15 protein-coding genes and 1 pseudogene are annotated in these 19,169 nt (G+C 68.0%); 11 read left to right on the top strand and 5 right to left on the bottom strand.

Translation table 11 applies throughout. The features are described 5' to 3' along the window. Nucleotides 1–15 precede the first annotated feature (15 nt). The 3 genes from F6Q13_RS03375 to F6Q13_RS03365 are packed head-to-tail and all read left to right on the top strand — an operon-like array spanning nucleotide 16 to nucleotide 2,320. The gene (locus tag F6Q13_RS03375; RefSeq protein WP_293052222.1) at nucleotides 16–555 is read left to right on the top strand and encodes a bifunctional adenosylcobinamide kinase/adenosylcobinamide-phosphate guanylyltransferase; all 540 of its coding nucleotides are present in this window, start codon (nucleotides 16–18) and stop codon (nucleotides 553–555) included. Further along, nucleotides 552–1,598 (top strand): nicotinate-nucleotide--dimethylbenzimidazole phosphoribosyltransferase, encoded by a 1,047-nt coding sequence (gene cobT, locus F6Q13_RS03370; protein WP_293052220.1) that lies wholly within the window; start codon nucleotides 552–554, stop codon nucleotides 1,596–1,598. The genes F6Q13_RS03375 and cobT overlap by 4 nt, the downstream gene beginning before the upstream one ends. Then, nucleotides 1,595–2,320 carry an adenosylcobinamide-GDP ribazoletransferase gene (locus F6Q13_RS03365; protein WP_293052218.1) on the top strand — a complete coding sequence of 242 codons (726 nt, stop codon included), beginning with the start codon at nucleotides 1,595–1,597 and terminating at the stop codon, nucleotides 2,318–2,320. The genes cobT and F6Q13_RS03365 overlap by 4 nt, the downstream gene beginning before the upstream one ends. Here F6Q13_RS03365 and F6Q13_RS03360 read toward each other — a convergent pair. Further along, on the bottom strand, nucleotides 2,317–3,423 hold the full coding sequence (locus tag F6Q13_RS03360; protein ID WP_293052216.1) for a branched-chain amino acid aminotransferase: 1,107 nt from the start codon (nucleotides 3,421–3,423) through the stop codon (nucleotides 2,317–2,319). The two genes, F6Q13_RS03365 and F6Q13_RS03360, sit on opposite strands and share 4 nt — an antisense overlap. Nucleotides 3,424–3,445: 22 nt before the next feature. Then, the gene (gene gcvT / locus F6Q13_RS03355; protein ID WP_293052214.1) at nucleotides 3,446–4,594 is read right to left on the bottom strand and encodes a glycine cleavage system aminomethyltransferase GcvT; all 1,149 of its coding nucleotides are present in this window, start codon (nucleotides 4,592–4,594) and stop codon (nucleotides 3,446–3,448) included. 117 nt (nucleotides 4,595–4,711) lie between these two features. Here gcvT and F6Q13_RS03350 point away from each other — a divergent pair, with 117 nt between their 5' ends. Together F6Q13_RS03350 and F6Q13_RS20255 are read left to right on the top strand one after the other, a co-directional pair. Next, on the top strand, nucleotides 4,712–6,250 hold the full coding sequence (locus F6Q13_RS03350; protein WP_293052211.1) for a leucyl aminopeptidase: 1,539 nt from the start codon (nucleotides 4,712–4,714) through the stop codon (nucleotides 6,248–6,250). A gap of 312 nt (nucleotides 6,251–6,562) precedes the next feature. After that, nucleotides 6,563–7,599: pseudogene (locus tag F6Q13_RS20255) on the top strand (MIP/aquaporin family protein). Between the two features lie 223 nt (nucleotides 7,600–7,822). Here the strand turns inward: F6Q13_RS20255 and F6Q13_RS03340 are convergent. Next, nucleotides 7,823–9,601 (bottom strand): SDR family oxidoreductase, encoded by a 1,779-nt coding sequence (locus F6Q13_RS03340; RefSeq protein ID WP_293052206.1) that lies wholly within the window; start codon nucleotides 9,599–9,601, stop codon nucleotides 7,823–7,825. Nucleotides 9,602–9,853: 252 nt separating this feature from the next. On the opposite strand from F6Q13_RS03340, the gene sucB reads away from it, so the two are divergent. The 5 genes from sucB to F6Q13_RS03315 all read left to right on the top strand — a co-directional run bounded on the left by sucB (nucleotide 9,854) and on the right by F6Q13_RS03315 (nucleotide 14,988). After that, nucleotides 9,854–11,554, top strand: coding sequence for a 2-oxoglutarate dehydrogenase, E2 component, dihydrolipoamide succinyltransferase (gene sucB, locus F6Q13_RS03335; protein WP_293052203.1), 1,701 nt, complete (start codon nucleotides 9,854–9,856; stop codon nucleotides 11,552–11,554). Between the two features lie 15 nt (nucleotides 11,555–11,569). After that, nucleotides 11,570–12,475 (top strand): TIGR01777 family oxidoreductase, encoded by a 906-nt coding sequence (locus F6Q13_RS03330; RefSeq protein WP_293052200.1) that lies wholly within the window; start codon nucleotides 11,570–11,572, stop codon nucleotides 12,473–12,475. 146 nt (nucleotides 12,476–12,621) lie between these two features. Then, nucleotides 12,622–13,296: a lipoyl(octanoyl) transferase LipB gene (gene lipB / locus F6Q13_RS03325; RefSeq protein ID WP_293052197.1), complete on the top strand. Its 675-nt coding sequence runs from the start codon at nucleotides 12,622–12,624 to the stop codon at nucleotides 13,294–13,296. Further along, nucleotides 13,293–14,222, top strand: coding sequence for a lipoyl synthase (gene lipA / locus F6Q13_RS03320; protein WP_293052194.1), 930 nt, complete (start codon nucleotides 13,293–13,295; stop codon nucleotides 14,220–14,222). Before lipB ends, lipA begins: the two co-directional genes overlap by 4 nt. A 4-nt stretch (nucleotides 14,223–14,226) precedes the next feature. Continuing rightward, the gene (locus F6Q13_RS03315) at nucleotides 14,227–14,988 is read left to right on the top strand and encodes a DUF4191 domain-containing protein (protein ID WP_293052191.1); all 762 of its coding nucleotides are present in this window, start codon (nucleotides 14,227–14,229) and stop codon (nucleotides 14,986–14,988) included. 7 nt (nucleotides 14,989–14,995) lie between these two features. On the opposite strand, the gene F6Q13_RS03310 is transcribed toward F6Q13_RS03315, so the two are convergent. After that, nucleotides 14,996–15,454: an RDD family protein gene (locus F6Q13_RS03310; RefSeq protein WP_293052188.1), complete on the bottom strand. Its 459-nt coding sequence runs from the start codon at nucleotides 15,452–15,454 to the stop codon at nucleotides 14,996–14,998. A 223-nt stretch (nucleotides 15,455–15,677) separates the two neighbouring features. On the opposite strand from F6Q13_RS03310, the gene glnA reads away from it, so the two are divergent. After that, entirely contained in the window at nucleotides 15,678–17,114 is a 1,437-nt protein-coding gene (glnA, locus tag F6Q13_RS03305) for a type I glutamate--ammonia ligase (RefSeq protein WP_293052185.1), read from the top strand. 30 nt (nucleotides 17,115–17,144) lie between these two features. Here glnA and F6Q13_RS03300 read toward each other — a convergent pair whose 3' ends face one another. Next, a complete protein-coding gene (locus F6Q13_RS03300; RefSeq protein ID WP_293052182.1) occupies nucleotides 17,145–18,887 on the bottom strand; it encodes an NAD-binding protein in 1,743 nt (580 codons plus the stop codon). Nucleotides 18,888–19,169 lie beyond the last annotated feature (282 nt).

The following is a 19,169-nucleotide window of genomic DNA, read 5'->3' as shown; positions in this document are numbered from 1 at the left end:
CTCCGCTGAGCCACCGTGCGGACGCTGGTGCTGGGCGGGATCAGGTCGGGTAAGTCCGGCTGGGCGGAGGCCGCGATCACCGAATCGTTGGCACCCGATCAGCCGGTGCGGTACCTGGCAGCCGGCCCGGTTGTCCCGGCGGATGCAGCCTGGTCGGCGCGGATAGCCGAGCACCGCGCGCGTCGGCCCGGGCACTGGTCCACGATTGAAACCTGCGATCTGGCCACAGAATTGCGCCGGGCGCCGACCACGCCGACACTCGTCGACGATGTCGGCGGCTGGCTGACCGCGACGTTGGACCACCGGCGGGCCTGGGTGGGGGGGTCGGTGTCGGTCGAGGTCGAGGGCCTGCTCGCCGCGGTGGCCTCGTTCGAGTCGCGGTTGGTGCTGATCAGCCCCGAGGTCGGGTTGACCGTGGTGCCGGCGACCGCGTCGGCCCGCCGGTTCGCCGATGAGCTGGGCATGCTCAACCAGCGCCTCGCCGCTCTGTGCGACCGGGTGGTGCTGGTGCTGGCCGGGCAGCCGGTGCCGATCAAGCCCGCGGGGACGCGATGACGTTCACGCCGGTGTCGCCGCCCGACGCGAACGCCGCCGCGGCGGCCCGAGCCCGCCAGGACACGTTGACCAAGCCGACCGGCGCGCTGGGCCGCCTGGAGGACCTCTCCGTGTGGGTGGCGTCGTGCCAGGGTCGTTGTCCGCCCAGAGACTTCGACCAGGTCCGAGTGGTGGTTTTCGCCGGTGACCACGGCGTCGCCGCCGCCGGGGTGTCGGCGTATCCGCCTGAAGTCACCGCCCAGATGGTCGCCAATATCCAGGCCGGTGGTGCGGCGATCAACGCCTTGGCCGATGTCGCCGGCGCGACGGTGCGGGTCGCTGACCTGGCCGTAGCCGCCGAGCCGGCATCGCATCGGGTCAGCGCACATAAGGTGCGGCGCGGCAGCGGCAACATCGCGGTCGAGGATGCGTTGACCGATTCCGAAACCGAGGCGGCGATTCGCGCCGGTGTGCAGATCGCCGACGAGGAGGTCGATGCCGGCGCGGATCTGCTCGTCGGCGGCGATATGGGCATCGGGAATAGCACGGCGGCTGCGGTTCTGGTGGCAGCGCTGACCGACGCCGAGCCGGTTGCGGTGGTTGGCTACGGATCCGGAATCGATGACGCGGGCTGGATGCGCAAAACCGCAGCGGTGCGTGACGCACTGTTTCGGGCTCGATCGGTGCTCCCCGACCCGGTCGGGCTGCTGCGGTGTTGCGGCGGTGCGGATCTGGCCGCCCTGGCCGGTTTCTGCGCACAAGCCGCGGTACGGCGCACCCCGCTGCTGCTGGACGGGCTGGCTGTCACGGCGGCGGCGTTGGTCGCCGACCGCCTGGCACCGGGCGCCCGGCTGTGGTGGCAAGCCGGACACCGCTCACCCGAGCCGGCACACGACCTGGCGCTGGCCCAGTTGCGGCTCGACCCGATTCTGGACTTGCGGATGCGCCTGGGCGAAGGAACCGGCGCGGTGGCCGCGGTACCGTTGCTGCGGGCGGCGGTCACGGCCCTGTCCGCCATGGCCACCTTCGGCGAAGCACAAGTCGCCGGCCGGTCCTCTTCGTGATCGGCTCACTGGCAACGGCTTTCGGGTTCGGGACCATACTCCCGCTGCCCGGGATTGCGAAACGGCCGCTGAGCGCGGGGACGGTGACCGCGCTCCCGGTCGTCGGCGCGGCGCTGGGCGGGCTGACCGCTGCGGTGGTCTGGGGCAGCGCGCTCTCCCTCGGGCCGGGCAATCCGCTGTCCGGTCTGCTCGCGGTGACCGCGCTGCTGGCCGCTACCCGGGGCCTGCACCTCGACGGCATCGCCGACACCGCCGACGGGCTGGGTTGCTACGGGCCGCCGCAGCGCGCGTTGCGGGTGATGCGCGACGGCTCGACCGGGCCGTTCGGCGTGGCCGCGATCGTGTTGACAATCATCCTGCAGGGGCTGGCATTTGCCGATCTCGACGTGGCGGGGATCGTCGTGGCGGTGAGTGCCGGCCGGGTCGCAGCAGTGTTGGCCTGCCGCCGATCAGTGCCGGCGGCGGAGGGCAGCACGCTGGGCGCACGCGTCGCCGGTACCCAACCGGTGCCGGTGGTGGCGGTCTGGATCGCGGTGCTCGCCGCGGCGTCGACGACGGCGGGCGCCTGGCAGGGACCGGCGGCGGTGCTGGTGGCGCTGAGCTGCGCCGCGGTGCTGGTCTGGCACTGCGTACGCCGGTTCGGCGGTATCACCGGTGACGTGCTGGGGGCCGCGATCGAGCTGACGACGACGCTGACCGCGGTGCTGCTCGCCGGCCTCTAACCCAAGCGGTACATCCAGCCGTGGGTGTCGGCAAAGGTGCCGCGCTGGATTCCCGTCAGCGTGTCACGCAGTGCCATCGTCACTTCGCCGGGTTGCCCGTCGGCTATGGTGAATTCACTCTCGCCGTATTTCACGTGGGCGACCGGCGTGATGACCGCCGCGGTGCCGCAGGCGAACACTTCGGTGATCTCGCCGGCCGCTGTCTTCTTCTGCCACTCGTCGATGTCGATCTTGCGTTCCTCGATCACAAAGCCAGCATCGGTTGCCAACTGCAGCAGGGAATCTCGGGTGATCCCGGGCAGCAGCGAGCCAGACAGTTCAGGGGTGACCAGCTTCGCCGATCCACCACTGCCGAACACGAAGAAGATATTCATCCCGCCCATCTCTTCGATGTAGCGGCGCTCCACCGCGTCCAGCCAAACCACTTGCTCGCAACCGTTGTCGGCGGCTTGCGCCTGGGCAACCAGCGACGCGGCGTAGTTGCCGCCGAACTTGGCCGCGCCGGTGCCGCCCGGGCTGGCCCGCACGTACTGCGTCGACACCCAGACGCTGACCGGCGTCAGACCGTGCCGGAAATACCCGCCGGCCGGGGAGGCCAGCACCAGATACCGGTATTGTTTGGCCGGCCGCACGCCCAGCCCGGGTTCGGTGGCGATCACGAACGGCCGCAAGTACAACGATTCCTCGCCGCCGGCGGGCGGCACCCAGGCGCTGTCGACGGCGATAAGCTGCCGCAACGATTCCAAGAACAGCTCGTCGGGCAGTTCGGGAATGGCGAGCCGACGCGCCGACGACCGCATCCGGGCGGCGTTCGCGTCCGGGCGGAACGACACGATCGACCCGTCAGCCCAGCGATAGGCCTTGAGTCCTTCGAACACTTCCTGGGCGTAGTGCAGCACAATAGCCGACGGATCCAGCTCGATCGGCCCGTAGCCGATGACCCGCGCGTCATGCCAACCCCGGCCCTCGGTGTAATCGATCGACACCATGTGATCGGTGTGGTACCGGCCGAAACCGGGGTCGGCCAGGATCGATTCGCGAATCGCTTCGCTTGTCGGGGTTGCCGTCGGCGACACCGTGAACTCGAGGAGGCCGCTGGTCATCGTGCAATTGTATAGGCGAAAGCTAGCGGGTTTTCGGTTCGACGAACGGCGGTCGCACAACCTCGCACGCGATCGTGCGGCTCCGGACGTCGACAGTGACACGCCGGCCGTCCTCGATACCTGCGTCGGAGTCGATCAACGCCAGCGCGATGCCGACTTTTAGTGTCGGAGAGAACGTTCCCGAGGTGGTGACCCCGACTGTGCGCTCCCCGTCGCGCACCGTCGACTCCGGCCGCAGCACCCCGCGCTCGACTGCGCGCAACCCGCGCACCATCCGCCGCGGCCCTGCCGCCTTTTCGGCCAGCAGCGCGTCGCGCCCGAAAAACGCGTCCTTCTTCCACCCGATCGCCCAGCCGCAGCCGGCCTGAAGCGGCGAAATGTCGGCTGACAGCTCGTGGCCGTGCAGCGGATAACCCATCTCGGTGCGCAGCGTGTCGCGGGCGCCCAGACCCGCGGGCTGCCCGCCGGCCCGGGTCACCGCCGAGAGCAGCGCGTCGAAGAGTTCACCGGCATCATCCCACGGGGGCATGAGCTCGTAACCGTGTTCGCCGGTGTAGCCGCTGCGGCACACCCGCACCGGCGTGCCCGCGACTGGGTTCATGGCGGCGCCCCGCTGCGCCCGGCTTCGCCGCGCTTGCGGTCGCCACACCGCGTCGACGTAGCTCATGTAGTCCATGTCGGTGGGTAATCCCAGGTCGTCGAGCACCCGGGCGGACCGGGGACCCTGCACTGCCAGCACCGCATACGAGCGGTGCTCGTTGGTGACGATCACCGCCGGCGGGGCGACCTGGGCCAGTGCGGCGACCACCGCAGCCGTGTTGGCGGCGTTGGGCACCAGGAAGATCTCGTCGTCGCCGATGTAATAGGCGATCAAGTCATCGATTACTCCGCCGGACTCGTTGCAGCACAACGTGTATTGCGCCTTGCCGGGCCCGATGCGGTTGAGGTCGTTGGTGAGCGTGGAGTTGACGAACGCCGCAGCGCCTGGCCCGCGCACCGACGCCTTGCCCAGATGGCTGACGTCGAAGAGTCCGACGGCCGTGCGGGTCGCGATGTGCTCGGAGACGGTGCCGGCATAGGAGAGCGGCATCAGCCAACCGCTGAACTCGGCGAAGGTCGCGCCCAAGGTGCGGTGGCGGTCTTCCAGCGGACCGTGCTGCAATTCAGTCACGGCATGTCACTTTAGTCACGGCCGCATCACAAGCTCACCGCTGCCTGGGCCGGAGGGGTAGCGCCACGGCCGACTGCCGGCCAGCATGCGGGCAGGCGGTGATTAGTGTTAAGGCCCGTGAGCACCCACTATCGCTGCCCCGCTGTCGCCGTCGCCTCCGCACTGCCACGCCGCCGCGCTGCCTCGGCGGTGCTCGTGGTGCCGGTGGTGTGCGCCGACGGCGACGATCGGCCGAGAGCGGCCGTCGTCGCAGCCGAGCCGTTCCTCGCCAGGGAAGCGGTCGCTGAGATCGAGGCCGGCTTGGCGGCGCTGGGCGCCACCGGAGCCGGCGAGCAGGTTCACCGGTTGGTGGTGGGCTCGTTGCCGGTAGCCAGCGTGCTGACGATCGGGCTGGGTAAACCCCGCGACGACTGGCCCGCCGAGGTGATCCGCCGTGCCGCCGGCGTGGCGGCCCGGGCACTCAACGGCGCCGAGGCCGCTGAAGCTATCGTCACCACGCTCAGCGAGCTGGACCTGCCCGCCACCGTCGAAGGGCTGATCCTGGGCAGCTATCGGTTCACCGCCTTTCGCAGCGACAAAACAGCACCGAAGGACCGCGGTCTGCGCAAGATCACCGCGCTGTCCACCGCCGGGAACGCCACAGCGCAGGCTGAGCATGCCACGGCGGTCGCGACCGCGGTGGCCACTGCTCGCGACTTGGTCAACACCCCGCCGAGTCATTTGTTCCCTGCCGAATTCGCTCGTCAGGCAAAGCTTTTGGGCGAATCGGTCGGGCTGGAGGTCGAGGTGCTTGACGACAAAGCCCTGCAGAAGGCCGGTTACGGCGGGGTGATCGGAGTCGGCAAGGGCTCCGCTCGACCGCCGCGTTTGGTGCGGCTTACTCACCACGGGTCGAGGCTGGCCAAAAAACCCAAGCGAGCCCGCAAGGTTGCCCTGGTCGGCAAGGGCGTGACGTTTGACACCGGCGGCATTTCGATCAAGCCGGCAGCGTCGATGCACTACATGACCGCGGACATGGGTGGTGCCGCGGCGGTGATCGCGACTGTCATGCTGGCCGCCCAACGAGCCCTGCCCATCGATGTGATCGCCACCGTGCCGATGGCCGAGAACATGCCGTCGGGCACCGCGCAGCGTCCCGGCGACGTGCTGACCCAGTACGGGGGCACCACCGTCGAGGTGCTCAACACCGACGCCGAAGGTCGGCTGATCCTCGCCGACGCCATCGTTCGGGCCTGCGAAGACAAGCCGGACTATCTCATCGAGACCTCGACGCTGACCGGTGCGCAGACCGTCGCGCTGGGCACCCGCACCCCCGGCGTGATGGGCAGCGAGGAGTTCCGCGACCGGGTGGCTGCGATCTCGCAGGCCGTCGGCGAGAACGGCTGGCCGATGCCGCTGCCCGACGACCTCGAAGAGGACCTGAAATCCACCGTCGCCGACCTGGCCAATGTGAGCGGTCAGCGTTTCGCCGGCATGCTGGTGGCCGGGGTATTCCTGCGAGAATTCGTGGCCGACGGTGTCGCCTGGGCCCACATCGACGTCGCGGGGCCGGCGTACAACACCGGCAGCCCGTGGGGCTACACGCCCAAGGGCGGCACCGGCGTGCCGACCCGCACGATGTTCGCGGTGCTGGAGGACATCGCCGAAAACGGGTAGTCCACCTACCCCGGACCCGGCCGCGGCAGTTGTCAGGCGAGTCTCGACGGCGTGAGAGGCCAGCCGCGGTTTATGGCCCGGGCCAGGTTCCTACCCAAATTTCGGTCCGGCTGCCCGATTGCCGACTGACCCGCGGGCCGTTGCGCCTGCACATCGACGCCCTCGGCCGAACTCATGGTCAGCCCCACGGGTGCCGCCGGCAGCCAACCGGGCGGCAATGAAGTTTGTCCGCAGAGGTTTAGCGGCTGGGCGGCCGGGCTACGCCGGTCAAGGCGATGAACGCCAAAGTGTCGGCTGCTGCCTAGATGAGACATGAGGAGAAAGAGATTGGCGACGATAAGAGAGCGCACGCTGACGAGGACCATTCCGTTCACCCGGCTGCGCGCCGGACTTGCCGGTGCGATGCTCGCCGAGTTCTTCGGCACGTTCGTGTTGATCCTGCTCGGAGACGGCACTGTCGCCCTCGCCGTCGTGGGCCTGCCGGGTTCGGGCAGGCAAAACCTGGGCCTCATGCCGTTCGGCCCGGCAAACTGGCTCATCATTGTCTTCGGGTGGGCCTTTGCCGTCATGTTCGGCGCCTACGTAGCTGGCGGAATCAGCGGGGCGCACCTAAACCCGGCAGTCACACTGGCTTTCGCGATACGACGCAAGTTCGAGTGGAAATACGTCCTCCCTTATGGGCGGTCCAGCTCGTCGGGTCATTTTGTGGCGCGGCGGTGGTGTATGCCGTCTATTGCTCTGCTATCGACAACTTCAACGAAATCTTTCACCTCGCGCGACCAGATTCGTTGGACACCTATTCGATCTTCGCGACTTTTCCCGCCCCGTACTTTCACGGCAGCAACGTGGGGCCGTTCGTCGATCAGATCGTCGGCACCGCGATCCTGGTCGGGCTGATCGCGGCGTTGATCGACCACCGCAACCAGGCGCCCGCCGGCAACATGGCTCCGATGGTGATCGGCTTCGTCGTCGCGGTGATCGGGTGCGCCTACGGGACAAATGCGGGCGCTGCGCTCAACCCCGCCCGTGACCTCGGACCGCGGTTTTTCGCCTACCTGTCGGGCTGGGGGCGGCTGGCTTTTTCCGGTGACTACGGCCCGGCCAGACAGTACTGGTGGATCTCTGTTGCCGCGCCGCTGATCGGCGGTGTCGTCGGCCTGCTACTGTACGACTTTTTCATCGGCCATGTCCTGGAGGCGCGCGCCATGCTGTTGCGCACCCCGGAGCCCGGCCTGGCGCCCAGACCGACTACCCGCGCCGCCTCCGTGGTGGCCGGCCCGGTCACCGCCGAGGACGTGACCGATGCGGACGAGCCAGCGATCGGGATTCGCGAAAAAGCGCTGCTGTAGCTGAACTCAGCCACAACGACGGGCCTGCATCGGTCATCACGGCGGGAAATGGTCGGCGCCGTGATCGCTGCCATCAACGTGGCGGCGGACTCGGCGCACAGCGCGCCACATGGCGACCACCGCGAACGGTCGGGTCCGCGATTGACCAGCGTGCGCATTACCCAGGATCAACCCGGCGTGTCATCCGGCGACACGCACGCTCGATTCTCGTATGAAGGGCCCGCTACACCACCCGCCCGCGGGCCATGCTGCGCAGAGCTTGCGGCGCCAGCCGCGACACGCCGTAGATCAGGTAGGCCTCGGGTGCCACCGGCCGGATCGCCTTGTTCTTCTTGACCGCCGACACGATGGCGTTGGCTACCTTGTCCGGGCCGTAGTGCCGTAGCGCGAAAAGCTTCTCTAGCCGGTCCCGCCGATCGTCGATCTGCTCGACTTGATGCGCCGGCACGTCGAACCGGGTGGTGTGCACGATGTTGGTGTCGATGATGCCGGGGCAGATTGTGGTCAGCCCGACGCCGGCCGCGTCCAATTCGGCACGCAGGCAATCGGAGAACATGTACACCGCGGCCTTGGAGGTGCAGTAGGCGTTCATCGCCTGCTGCGGAGCCCAGGCAGCCATCGACGACACGTTGACGATGTGCCCGCCGGTACCGCGCTCTACCAGACGCGGCGCGAACGCGCGGCAACCGTTGACCACGCCGCCGAAGTTGACGGCGAGCACCCGGTCGAACTGCTCTGCCGGGGTGTCCAGGAATTTGCCGGCCTGCCCGATACCGGCGTTGTTGACGACGATGTCGGGTACTCCGTGCTCGGCACAGACGTGCGCGGCGAACGCCTCGACGGCCTCGGGGTCGGCGACATCGAGCAGATACGGGTGCGCCACAGCGCCGATCGCGGCGATCTGCCCCGCGGTGTCCTTGGCCGCGGCCTCGTCGATGTCGGCGACCACCAATTCGGCGCCCTCGCGCGCGAACGCCAGCGCGGTCGCCCGCCCTATGCCACTACCCGCTCCGGTGACCGCCACCAGCAGGTCGGAGAAGTACGCGCGGTTGCCGCCCACCCGCGCTCGCCGCAGCGCCCGGCTCGGCGGGTTGCCGTCGACCAGGTCGGCGAACTCGCGTACCGCGGTCGCCAGCACCTGCGGGTGCGACATCGGCGACCAGTGTCCGGCCTTGATGTCGCGGCGCCACAGCTGGGGCACCCAACGAGCGGTGGCGTCGTAGCCGTACGGGCGCACGTAGGGGTCTTCGGTGTTGACGATCAGCTGCACCGGCACGTCGACGTAAAACCCGCGTCCCGAACCGGAAAAAAGCCCGGCAAACGATCGAAAATAGTTGGCGGGGTACGTCTTCAGCGAGGCCGCGGCGTCTTTGGCGAAGGACTGGGAGTGATAGACCCGCTCGGCGGGGATGCCCTTGGTCAGGACACGCCGGAGGTGCGGGCTGGACAGTGCCGCGCGGACGACCAGCGGCGCCAGCACCGGTATCGAAAACGCTGCCATGTACGTCAGCCGCAGCGCCTGGCTGAGCGCTCGCAGAAAGGTTCGCGGCCGGTAGGGGCGGCGCAGACCGGTCAGGATGTAATCGGCGAGGTGGTCCTGGCCCGGTCCGGACACCGAGGTGAACGATGCGACCCGGTCGGCGGCACCGGGGCGGCGCAGGTACTCCCAAACGCCCACCGATCCCCAGTCGTGGGCCAGCACGTGCACCGGCCGGGCGGGGCTGCACGCCGCCGCGACGGCGTCGAAGTCGTCGGCGAATCGCGCCATCGTGTACGCCGACACCGGCCTGGGCGCCGACGACCCACCCACTCCGCGGTTGTCGTAGCGCACGATCCGGAACCGGTCGGCAAGCAGCGGCACCACACCGTCCCACAACACGTGCGAATCCGGCCAGCCGTGGACCAGCACGACCGTGGGCCCATCGGGGTTTCCGTCCTCATAGACAGCGAGGCGGACCCCGCCGCTGCTGTCGACGAGCCGGTGGGGCTGCTGGCGTGCCATTGCGAACCTCCGAATTTTGATGCCACTACCGTCGGCGCACAGCAGTTGGCAGCACGGGTGTTTCGACACTGCCCGGGCTTCGCGGGGGTGTCAAGAGGCGCGCTTTCCCGGGTCAAGTCCGGCTCAGCCCTGGATGTGTGTCCGCGCGGCGGCAATGACAGGATGGTGGGGATAAGTCCGCCGGGGACCTGACGCCGTGGGATGGCACAGGTCCCGGCGCGAACCGACCGATCGATCCAGGAGTCGACAACGATGGCCTTCTCAGTGCAGATGCCGGCACTCGGCGAGAGCGTCACCGAGGGGACGGTGACCCGCTGGCTCAAGCAGGAAGGCGACCCGGTCGAGGTTGACGAACCCCTGGTAGAAGTCTCCACCGACAAGGTCGACACCGAGATCCCGTCACCGGTGGCCGGTGTGCTGACCAAGATCATCGCCCACGAGGACGACATCGTCGAGGTCGGCGGCGAGCTGGCCATCATCGGCGACGCCGCCGAGAGCGCCGGAGCTGGTCAGTCGCCGGCCGCGGTGCAGCCCGAACCTCAGACCCGACCTGAACCCGAGCCGACGTCCGCATCGACGCCGGAGGGGGTCACGCCGGTGCTGATGCCTGAACTCGGCGAGTCGGTCACCGAGGGCACGGTCACCCGCTGGCTGAAGAAGGTCGGCGACCACGTAGACGCCGACGAGCCGCTGGTGGAGGTTTCCACCGACAAGGTCGACACCGAAATTCCGTCGCCGGTATCAGGCACCCTGGTCAGCATCACCGCCGAGGAGGACGTCACCATCGCGGTCGGCGCCGAGCTGGCCAGAATCTCCACCGTGGCCGGGCCGGTGCCCGAGCCCGCGCCCCGGCCCGTAGCCGCGCCGTCGACCACACCGTCGGCGGAACCGGAACCCGAAGCGGCACCCCCGCCTCAAGCCGAAGCGGCACCCCCGCCTCAAGCCGAGCCGGCACCTGAGCCACCGCGGGCCGAACCGCAGCCGGCCACCGGCACGCCGTATGTGACACCGCTGGTGCGAAAGTTGGCTGCGGACAACAACATCGACTTGGCCCAGGTGACCGGGACCGGGGTGGGCGGCCGGATCCGCAAGCAGGATGTGCTGGCAGCGGCCGAGCAAAGAGCCCGGGAAAAAGACCAGAAAGAAAAACCGCAGCCGGCGCCGGCACCGCAGGCCGACGCCGCCGCCGCCAAGCCGGCCGCGGCCGCTCCGGCGCCCGCCCTGGCGCATCTGCGGGGCACTACCAGCAAAGCCAGTCGTATCCGGCAGCTCACCGCGAGCAAGACTCGCGAGTCGCTGCTGGCCACTGCCCAGCTGACTCAGACCCACGAGGTCGACATGACCAGGATCGTGACGTTGCGGGCGCGGGCCAAGAGCGCATTCGCCGAACGCGAGGGAGTGAACCTGACCTTCCTGCCGTTCATCGCCCGCGCCGTGATCGACGCCCTCAAGATCCACCCCAACGTCAATGCCAGCTACAACGAGGACACCAAGGAAATCACCTACTACGATGCCGAGCACCTGGGCATCGCCGTCGACACCGAGCAGGGACTGCTCTCGCCGGTGATCCACAACGCGGGCGACCTGTCGCTGGCCGGGCTGGCGCGCGCGATCGCCGACATCGCCGCACGCGCCCGGTCCGGCGACCTCAAACCCGACGAGCTGTCCGGCGGCACCTTCACCATCACCAATATCGGCAGCCAGGGCGCGCTGCACGACACCCCGATCCTGGTCCCGCCACAGGCCGCGATGTTGGGGACCGGTGCGATCGTCAAACGGCCGCGGGTCATCGTCGACGCTTTCGGCAACGAATCGATCGGGGTGCGCTCGATCTGTTACCTGCCACTGACCTACGACCACCGGCTGATCGACGGCGCCGACGCCGGCCGTTTCCTGACGACGATCAAGAACCGACTCGAAGAAGGTGCGTTCGAGGCCGAGCTGGGACTGTAGGGAGGCGCCGCAGCCGTGGCCGTCATCGCGATCGCGGGCTCGTCAGGACTGATCGGTTCGGCCCTGGTCGCTGCGCTGCGAAACGCCGACCACCACGTGTTTCGGATCGTGCGACGAGCGCCGGCCAACGACAACGAGCTGCCCTGGGACCCCGTCAGCGGCGAATTCGACGCCTCCGCACTGCGCGGCGTCGACGCGGTGGTCAACCTGTGCGGCGTCAACGTCGGCCAGCGACGCTGGTCGGGCGCGTTCAAACAGAGCCTTCGCGACAGCCGGATCACGCCCACCGAAGTGCTTGCCGGCGCTGTCGCCGAGGCCGGCGTTCAGGTGCTGGTCAACGCCAGCGCGGTCGGTTACTACGGCAACACCAAAGACCGCGCAGTCGACGAGACCAACTCGGCGGGAACCGGTTTCCTGGCTCAGTTGTGTGTGGACTGGGAAGCGGCCACCGTGCCCGCGCAGCGGGCCGGCACCCGCGTGGTGCTTGCCCGGACCGGGATCGTGCTGTCCCCGGGAGGTGGCGCGCTGGGCCGGCTACGACCGCTGTTCGCACTGGGTTTGGGCGCCCGGCTGGGCAACGGCCGCCAGTACGTCTCGTGGATCAGCCTCGAAGACGCGGTGCGGGCGCTGCAGTTCGCCGTCTCGCACCCGGACCTGTCCGGGCCGGTCAACCTCACCGGGCCCGCGCCGGTCACCAACGCAGAGTTCACCGCGGCGCTGGGCCGAGCGCTGCACCGGCCCGCCCCGCTGGTGGTTCCCGGCTTCGCGCTGCGTGCTGCGCTGGGCGAGTTTGCCGACGAGGGGCTGCTGTCCGGCCAACGTGTCATTCCCGTCGCACTGGAACGGGCGAGTTTCCCATTTCACCACAACACGATTGGCGAGGCGCTGCGCTACGCCACCACCCGGCCCGCGGTTGCCTAGCGCGGCCAGCCACGTCGTCGACCGTGACGCCGGCGCCATCGCCGAGCCCGAGCGGCACGCTGGCGTCACGGTCGACAGCCCGCTAGCCCCGGGGTGGCACCGGCCGGCCGAGCGTCGCGCTGGAATGTCCTAGTAATCTCACGACCGTGCGTTCCATCCGGTCGAGCCCGGCGCCGGTCGACGTCCGCCAACTCGGCACTGTGGACTACCGTGCCGCGTGGCAATTGCAACGCCAATTAGCCGATGCCCGGGTAGCCGGCGGCAGCGACACGCTGCTGCTGCTGGAACACCCCTCGGTGTACACCGCCGGGCGACGCACCCTGCCGCACGAGCGCCCGGCGACCGGCACCCCGGTCATCGACACCGACCGCGGTGGAAAAATCACCTGGCACGGTCCCGGACAACTCGTCGGCTATCCGATCGTCGGGTTGGCCGAGCCGCTCGACGTGGTCGATTACGTGCGCCGACTAGAGGAGTCACTCATCGCCGTGTGCAACGGTCTGGGCCTTGACACCGGCCGGGTGCAGGGTCGTTCGGGGGTGTGGCTGCCGGCCGGCGAGGACCGGCCCGCGCGCAAGATCGCCGCTATCGGTGTTCGGGTCTCGCGAGCGACGACGTTGCACGGCTTCGCCCTCAACTGTGATTGCGACCTGGCTGCATTCGACCGGATCATCCCGTGCGGCATCACCGATGCGGCGGTGACGTCGATCACCGCCGAATTGGGTTGGCGGGTGGGCGTCGATGATGTCCGGTCGGCGGTCGCCGACACGGTGTGTGACGCCCTGGACGGTCGGCTCGCCCGGGTAGCATCACCCCTGTGACCGTCGCGCCCGAGGGCAGGAAGCTGCTGCGCCTGGAAGCGCGCAACGCGGCGACCCCGATCGAGCGCAAACCGCCGTGGATCCGGACCCGGGTCCGGATGGGCCCGGAATACACCGCGCTCAAAAGCCTGGTCCGGCGTGAGGGTCTGCACACCGTCTGCGAGGAGGCAGGCTGCCCCAACATCTACGAATGCTGGGAGGACCGCGAAGCCACCTTCTTGATCGGAGGCGAGGTGTGCTCCCGTCGGTGCGACTTCTGCCAAATCGACACCGGCAAGCCCGCCACGCTGGACCGCGACGAGCCGCGACGGGTCGCCGAGAGCGTGCGTGCGATGGGGCTGCGCTACGCGACCGTCACCGGGGTCGCGCGCGACGACCTGCCCGACGGCGGCGCATGGCTGTACGCCGAAACCGTGCGGGCCATCAAGCGGCTCAACCCCTCGACCGGTGTGGAGTTGCTGATCCCCGACTTCAACGGCGATCCCGCCAGACTTGAGCAGGTGTTCGAGTCCGGCCCGGAGGTGTTGGCGCACAACGTCGAAACGGTGCCGCGTGTGTTCAGGCGGATCCGGCCCGCGTTCTCCTACCGGCGCAGTCTGGGCGTGCTGAGCGCGGCCCGTGACTTCGGGCTGGTCACCAAGAGCAATCTGATCCTGGGCCTGGGCGAGACACCAGACGAGGTGCGCACCGCGCTGGTCGACCTGTACGGCGCCGGCTGCGAGCTGGTCACGATCACCCAGTATCTGCGGCCGTCGGCGCGCCACCACCCGGTGCAGCGCTGGGTCAAGCCCGAAGAGTTCCTGCAGCACCGCGACTATGCCGAGCAGCTGGGCTTCGCCGGCGTGCTGGCGGGACCGTTGGTGCGCTCCTCCTACCGGGCGGGCCGGCTCTATGAGCAGGCGGTGGCCGCCCGGCCAGTATCCTGAAGCGATGGCAAGATCCCGCAACGCCGCCAAGAACCCGGGAAACAAGGCCGCCAGGGCTCAGGCGAAAGCGGCCCGCAAAGCCGCCGCCAGAGAGCGCCGCGCCCAGCTGTGGCAGGCGTTCAACGTTCAGCGCCAAGAAGACAATCTGCTGCTGCCGTACATGATCGGCGCGTTCGTGCTGACCGTGGCGGTGTCGGTGGCGTTGGGACTGTGGGCCGGCGGGTTCACCATGATCACCGTGATCGCGCTGGGGGTGATCCTCGGCGCACTGGCGGCGTCGGTCGTCTTCGGTCGACGTGCGCAGCGGTCGGTGTATCGCAAAGCTGAGGGACAGACCGGCGCGGCGGCGTGGGTATTGGACAACCTGCGCGGCAAGTGGCGGGTCACCCAGGCGGTGGCCGCCACCGGTCACTTCGACGCGGTGCACCGGGTCCTCGGCCGACCCGGCGTGATCCTGGTGGCCGAGGGCTCGCCGGCACGTGTCAAGCCGCTGCTGGCCCAGGAGAAGAAACGCACCGCCCGACTGGTCGGGGACGTACCGATCTACGACATCGTCGTCGGCAACGGCGACGGGGAGGTTCCCCTGGCCAAGCTGGAACGTCACCTGATCCGGCTGCCGAACAACATCAGTGCCAAACAGCTGGACGCGTTGGAGTCGCGGCTCGCCGCGCTGGGGTCGCGGGCCGGCACCGCCCCCCTGCCGAAGGGACCGATGCCCGGCGCCGCCAAGATGCGCGGTGTCGCCCGCACCGTGCGCCGGCGGTAGCGCGCTGTCAGCGCCGCACCACAGCGGTGGCGGTCACGCGGTCCTGCAGGCCCCGGCCGTCGGTGTCGGTGAACAACGCCGGCACCACGAGCGCGATCAGGAGCCCGCGCACCGCGGCCCGGCCCAGACCGATTCGGGGACGCGGCCCGGTGGACACCACCCGGAGTCCGAGCGCAAACTGACCCGGGGTAAATCCGAACAACCACACCGCGATCAGGCCGAGGGCCCACCAGGTCACCAGCACCGCCGTCGATAGCCTCGCCGGCGTGACCAGCCCGAGCGTCAGGCCCAATCCGGCCAGCCCGTAAGCCACCAGCCAGTCGACGAGCAGCGCCGCGAGCCGGCGACCGGTCGGGGCCAGAGACCCCGATCCGTGCTCGGGCATGCCCAGCATCGCCCCGGGATATCGTCCGTCAGGAGCGGACTGGCCGGCGCCGGACAGCCAGGATCCGGGGCCGGGGGACATAGCATCAGAATAGGCGGCCCACCATCGGCGGCCGGCGCCCGTCGTACCCGACCCGGCGTGGATGGCGCCTCACCAGCTCGCGTAACGTCAGCGCAACATGAGGTTGACTGGCGGGCAACATCGCCTCCTTAGCGTCTGGTGAGGGCCGCCGTCACGGCCAGTTAAGGAGAGCGCTTCAATGACCGCAGTCGCACCAATGCCCGCAGCAAAGGAGAGCGCTTCGGTGTCCGAGAAGACGGCCGACGACATCATCAAGCTGATCAGCGATGCGAAAGTCCAGTACGTCGACGTCCGGTTCTGTGATCTGCCCGGAGTGATGCAGCATTTCACCATCCCGGCTTCGGCGTTCGACGAGAGCGTGTTCACCGACGGGTTGGCCTTCGACGGCTCGTCGATCCGCGGGTTCCAGTCGATTCACGAATCCGACATGATCCTGCTTCCCGACCCGCAGACCGCTCAGATCGACCCGTTCCGCGAGGCCAAGACGCTCAACCTGAACTTTTTCGTCCACGACCCCTTCACCCGGGAGGCCTACTCGCGCGATCCGCGCAACATCGCCCGCAAAGCGGAGAGCTACCTGATCAGCACCGGCATCGCGGACACCGCCTACTTCGGCGCCGAAGCCGAGTTCTACATCTTCGACTCGGTGTCCTTCAGTTCGACGACCAACAGCTCGTTCTACAAGGTCGACGCGATCTCGGGATGGTGGAACACCGGGGCGGCCACCGAGGCCGACGGCAGCCCCAACCGGGGATACAAGGTCCGTCCGAAGGGTGGTTACTTCCCGGTGGCACCCAACGACCAGTACGTCGACCTGCGCGACAAGATGCTGACCAACCTGATCAATGCCGGGTTCAGCCTGGAAAAGGGCCACCACGAGGTCGGCAGCGGCGGGCAGGCCGAGATCAACTACAAGTTCAACACGCTGCTGCACGCCGCCGACGACCTGATGCTGTTCAAGTACATCGTCAAGAACACCGCGTGGGCGAACGGCAAGACCGTGACGTTCATGCCCAAGCCGCTGTTCGGCGACAACGGCTCGGGCATGCACTGCCACCAGTCGCTGTGGAAGGACGGCGGCCCGCTGTTCTACGACGAGGTCGGCTACGCCGGCTTGTCCGACACCGCCCGCCACTACATCGGCGGGATCTTGCACCACGCGCCGTCGTTGCTGGCGTTCACCAATCCGACCGTGAACTCCTACAAGCGGCTGGTGCCCGGATACGAGGCGCCGATCAACCTGGTGTACAGCCAGCGCAATCGCTCGGCGTGCGTTCGCATCCCGATCACCGGCAACAATCCCAAGGCCAAGCGACTGGAGTTCCGCTGCCCCGACTCGTCAGGCAACCCGTATCTGGCATTCTCGGCGATGCTGATGGCCGGTCTCGACGGGATCAAGAAAAAGATCGAGCCGGCGGCTCCGGTAGACAAAGACCTCTACGAGCTGCCGCCGGAGGAGGCCGCCAACATCCCGCAGGCACCGACCTCGCTGGCCGCGGTGATCGACCGCCTCGAGGAAGATCACGAATACCTCACCGAGGGAGGCGTTTTCACACCCGACCTGATCGAGACATGGATTGCCTACAAGCGCGAGAACGAGATCGAACCGGTCAACATCCGGCCGCATCCGTACGAATTCGCCCTGTACTTCGACGTGTAGGAGACTCGCGGCCGGCTCGGAGAAATCCGATCACCCCGAACTCGGCTCGCGGAGCCGATCGGCACGCTCTTGAGGGTCTTGTCCGGACGCTCGGACGTAGGTCTGCCCCTTGCGCAGCGTCACAAGCAGCTCATGGTAAGGACCGACGAGATAGACGGTGTCACCGCCGCGTAACCGGGTGGCGCGGCGCGGATGCAGAGTCAGGTCCGCGTCATCTCGGGCAATGGCGACGACTCGAGTTTTGGTGGACAACTCGAGCATCGGCAGTCCGTCAAGTTCGCTGCCCGCACCGACATGCATGCCACCGACCATGAATGAACGTTGCCCAACCGAAAAGGTCTGCAACACCTGCAGACCCATCGCCGCGCCGATGAACCACGGCACGGCCAGATCGACCGTGGACCGCACCGAGTCGAATCCGAACCGCTGCGCCACCACGGAGCCCAGCACCCGGTCGTAGACCCGCAGCACGATCGGAACGTCGGCCAACCGGTTGACCTCGGGCATCACTCGGGGACCGAGCATCTCGCGCAGCACGATGCCGGTCTCGATGTTGACCATGTCGTCATTGGTCAGCACGGCCACCGCGCGGGCGTGCTGGAGCCCGGCCAGGGCCAGCGTCTGACGCAGCGTCGCGTCCCCGAATATCACCGGCACACCGAGTTCGGCTGCGGCTGTCAAAAAGCGGTTGCCCTCGTCACGCTCGATCACCGCGACCTCGTAGCCGGCGGTACTCAGGTCGGTGACGACGCGAATACCGAACGAGCCCAGCCCCACGACGATGATGTGGTTGCGCAAATGGCGTGCCCGCCTGCGACCGGCCGAGAAGGCGATGCGCCGCGACAACAGCATGTCGGCGACGAAAGCGACGAGTATCGCGGTCGTCGTTACACCTGCGAACATGAGCATCACGGCGAACAATCGCAGCCACGTGGGTTGCTGGACGAAGCTGAAGTCGCCATAGCCCACCGTCGCGATCGTCTCGGACGCAAAATACAGCGCGTCGACCCACGCCATGCCCGGCCTTTGGTAGCTGAAACGCAAAAAAATCGTCGAGCCGACCAACAGCAAAAGCGCAACGGCTAAGGCCCGCACGAATAATGGGTTGATATCCTGGCGCACCATGTGACCGGCATCTATCATTCGCCTAAACCACGGCCGGCGCGCACGAGTGGCGCTGGGCCGTCTGGCTTTGATGCCGTGACCGGACAATTCTTCGGCGGTGCCGATCACGGCGATCCAGTCACCGGCGCTTACCCGCTCGTCTCGCCCCGGGCAGGCTACGACCTCGCCGGGAGTAGGCGAATTCTCGCCATGGATCACCGCCACCGGCGCCAGATCGCCATAGATCTGGCGCAGCGTCGCATCCCGGGGCGCCACGGCACCGGCGATGACCAGCGTGACACCGGCCACCTCCAAGTGATGCGCGGTGAGCGCCAGACATGCCTCGACGATCGACGGCGCTGCCAGGTCGGCCACATCGAGGATCGCACCCGGGCCGTTGCCGACCGATACCGCCGCCTTCAGCACTTCGTTCGCCAGCCTTGCCACGACCCGCACATTCGGATTGGCTCGCCGTGCCCGCAAGGCGATTTCGAGATTTCTCGCGTCATCGGGCCCCGCACAGACGACGGCGAGCGCCTCAGCGACCCCGGCGTCCTCGAGCTCGACCACCGAGTCGATCCTGACGACGCGCGCACCCACGCCGGCCAGTTCCTCGACTATCGCGTCGGCCAGCGCGTCGTCACCGCGGACGATGATGTGGCGCTCCATGCCGAAGGGGTTTTATTCCACCGGTCTGACGCGGCCCGGAATCCAGCCTTCCGGCGACCATTTTTTGTTATTCAGCAACCGTTTTCCGCTGTGCGACATCAAACCCACCCCTGGCCGGCAATGAATCCGCTTATGCCGATGATTATTGACCACGCGGACGGGTTGTGCCACCGGAACCGACACTGGTGCTTGTCCTGCCACGCCCGGTTGCTGACGTGTCACACAGCTGAAATACCGTTAACGTACCGGAAAACTGTTGCGGGCGTCTGCCTCGGAAATTGT

This window comes from Mycobacterium sp. (assembly GCF_008709575.1).
GTDB lineage: Bacteria > Actinomycetota > Actinomycetes > Mycobacteriales > Mycobacteriaceae > Mycobacterium.
The sequence above is the reverse complement of the archived record's forward strand: the minus strand, read 5'-3'. Positions and strand labels throughout refer to the sequence as shown.

What these genes read in the sequence shown, in the direction of transcription:
- cobT (WP_293052220.1), top strand. Translation starts at nt 552, where the DNA reads ATGACGTTCACGCCGGTGTCGCCGCCCGACGCGAACGCCGCCGCGGCG.
- F6Q13_RS03360 (WP_293052216.1), bottom strand. Translation starts at nt 3,423, where the DNA reads ATGACCAGCGGCCTCCTCGAGTTCACGGTGTCGCCGACGGCAACCCCG.
- F6Q13_RS03340 (WP_293052206.1), bottom strand. Translation starts at nt 9,601, where the DNA reads ATGGCACGCCAGCAGCCCCACCGGCTCGTCGACAGCAGCGGCGGGGTC.
- sucB (WP_293052203.1), top strand. Translation starts at nt 9,854, where the DNA reads ATGGCCTTCTCAGTGCAGATGCCGGCACTCGGCGAGAGCGTCACCGAG.
- F6Q13_RS03315 (WP_293052191.1), top strand. Translation starts at nt 14,227, where the DNA reads ATGGCAAGATCCCGCAACGCCGCCAAGAACCCGGGAAACAAGGCCGCC.
- F6Q13_RS03310 (WP_293052188.1), bottom strand. Translation starts at nt 15,454, where the DNA reads ATGTCCCCCGGCCCCGGATCCTGGCTGTCCGGCGCCGGCCAGTCCGCT.
- F6Q13_RS03300 (WP_293052182.1), bottom strand. Translation starts at nt 18,887, where the DNA reads ATGGAGCGCCACATCATCGTCCGCGGTGACGACGCGCTGGCCGACGCG.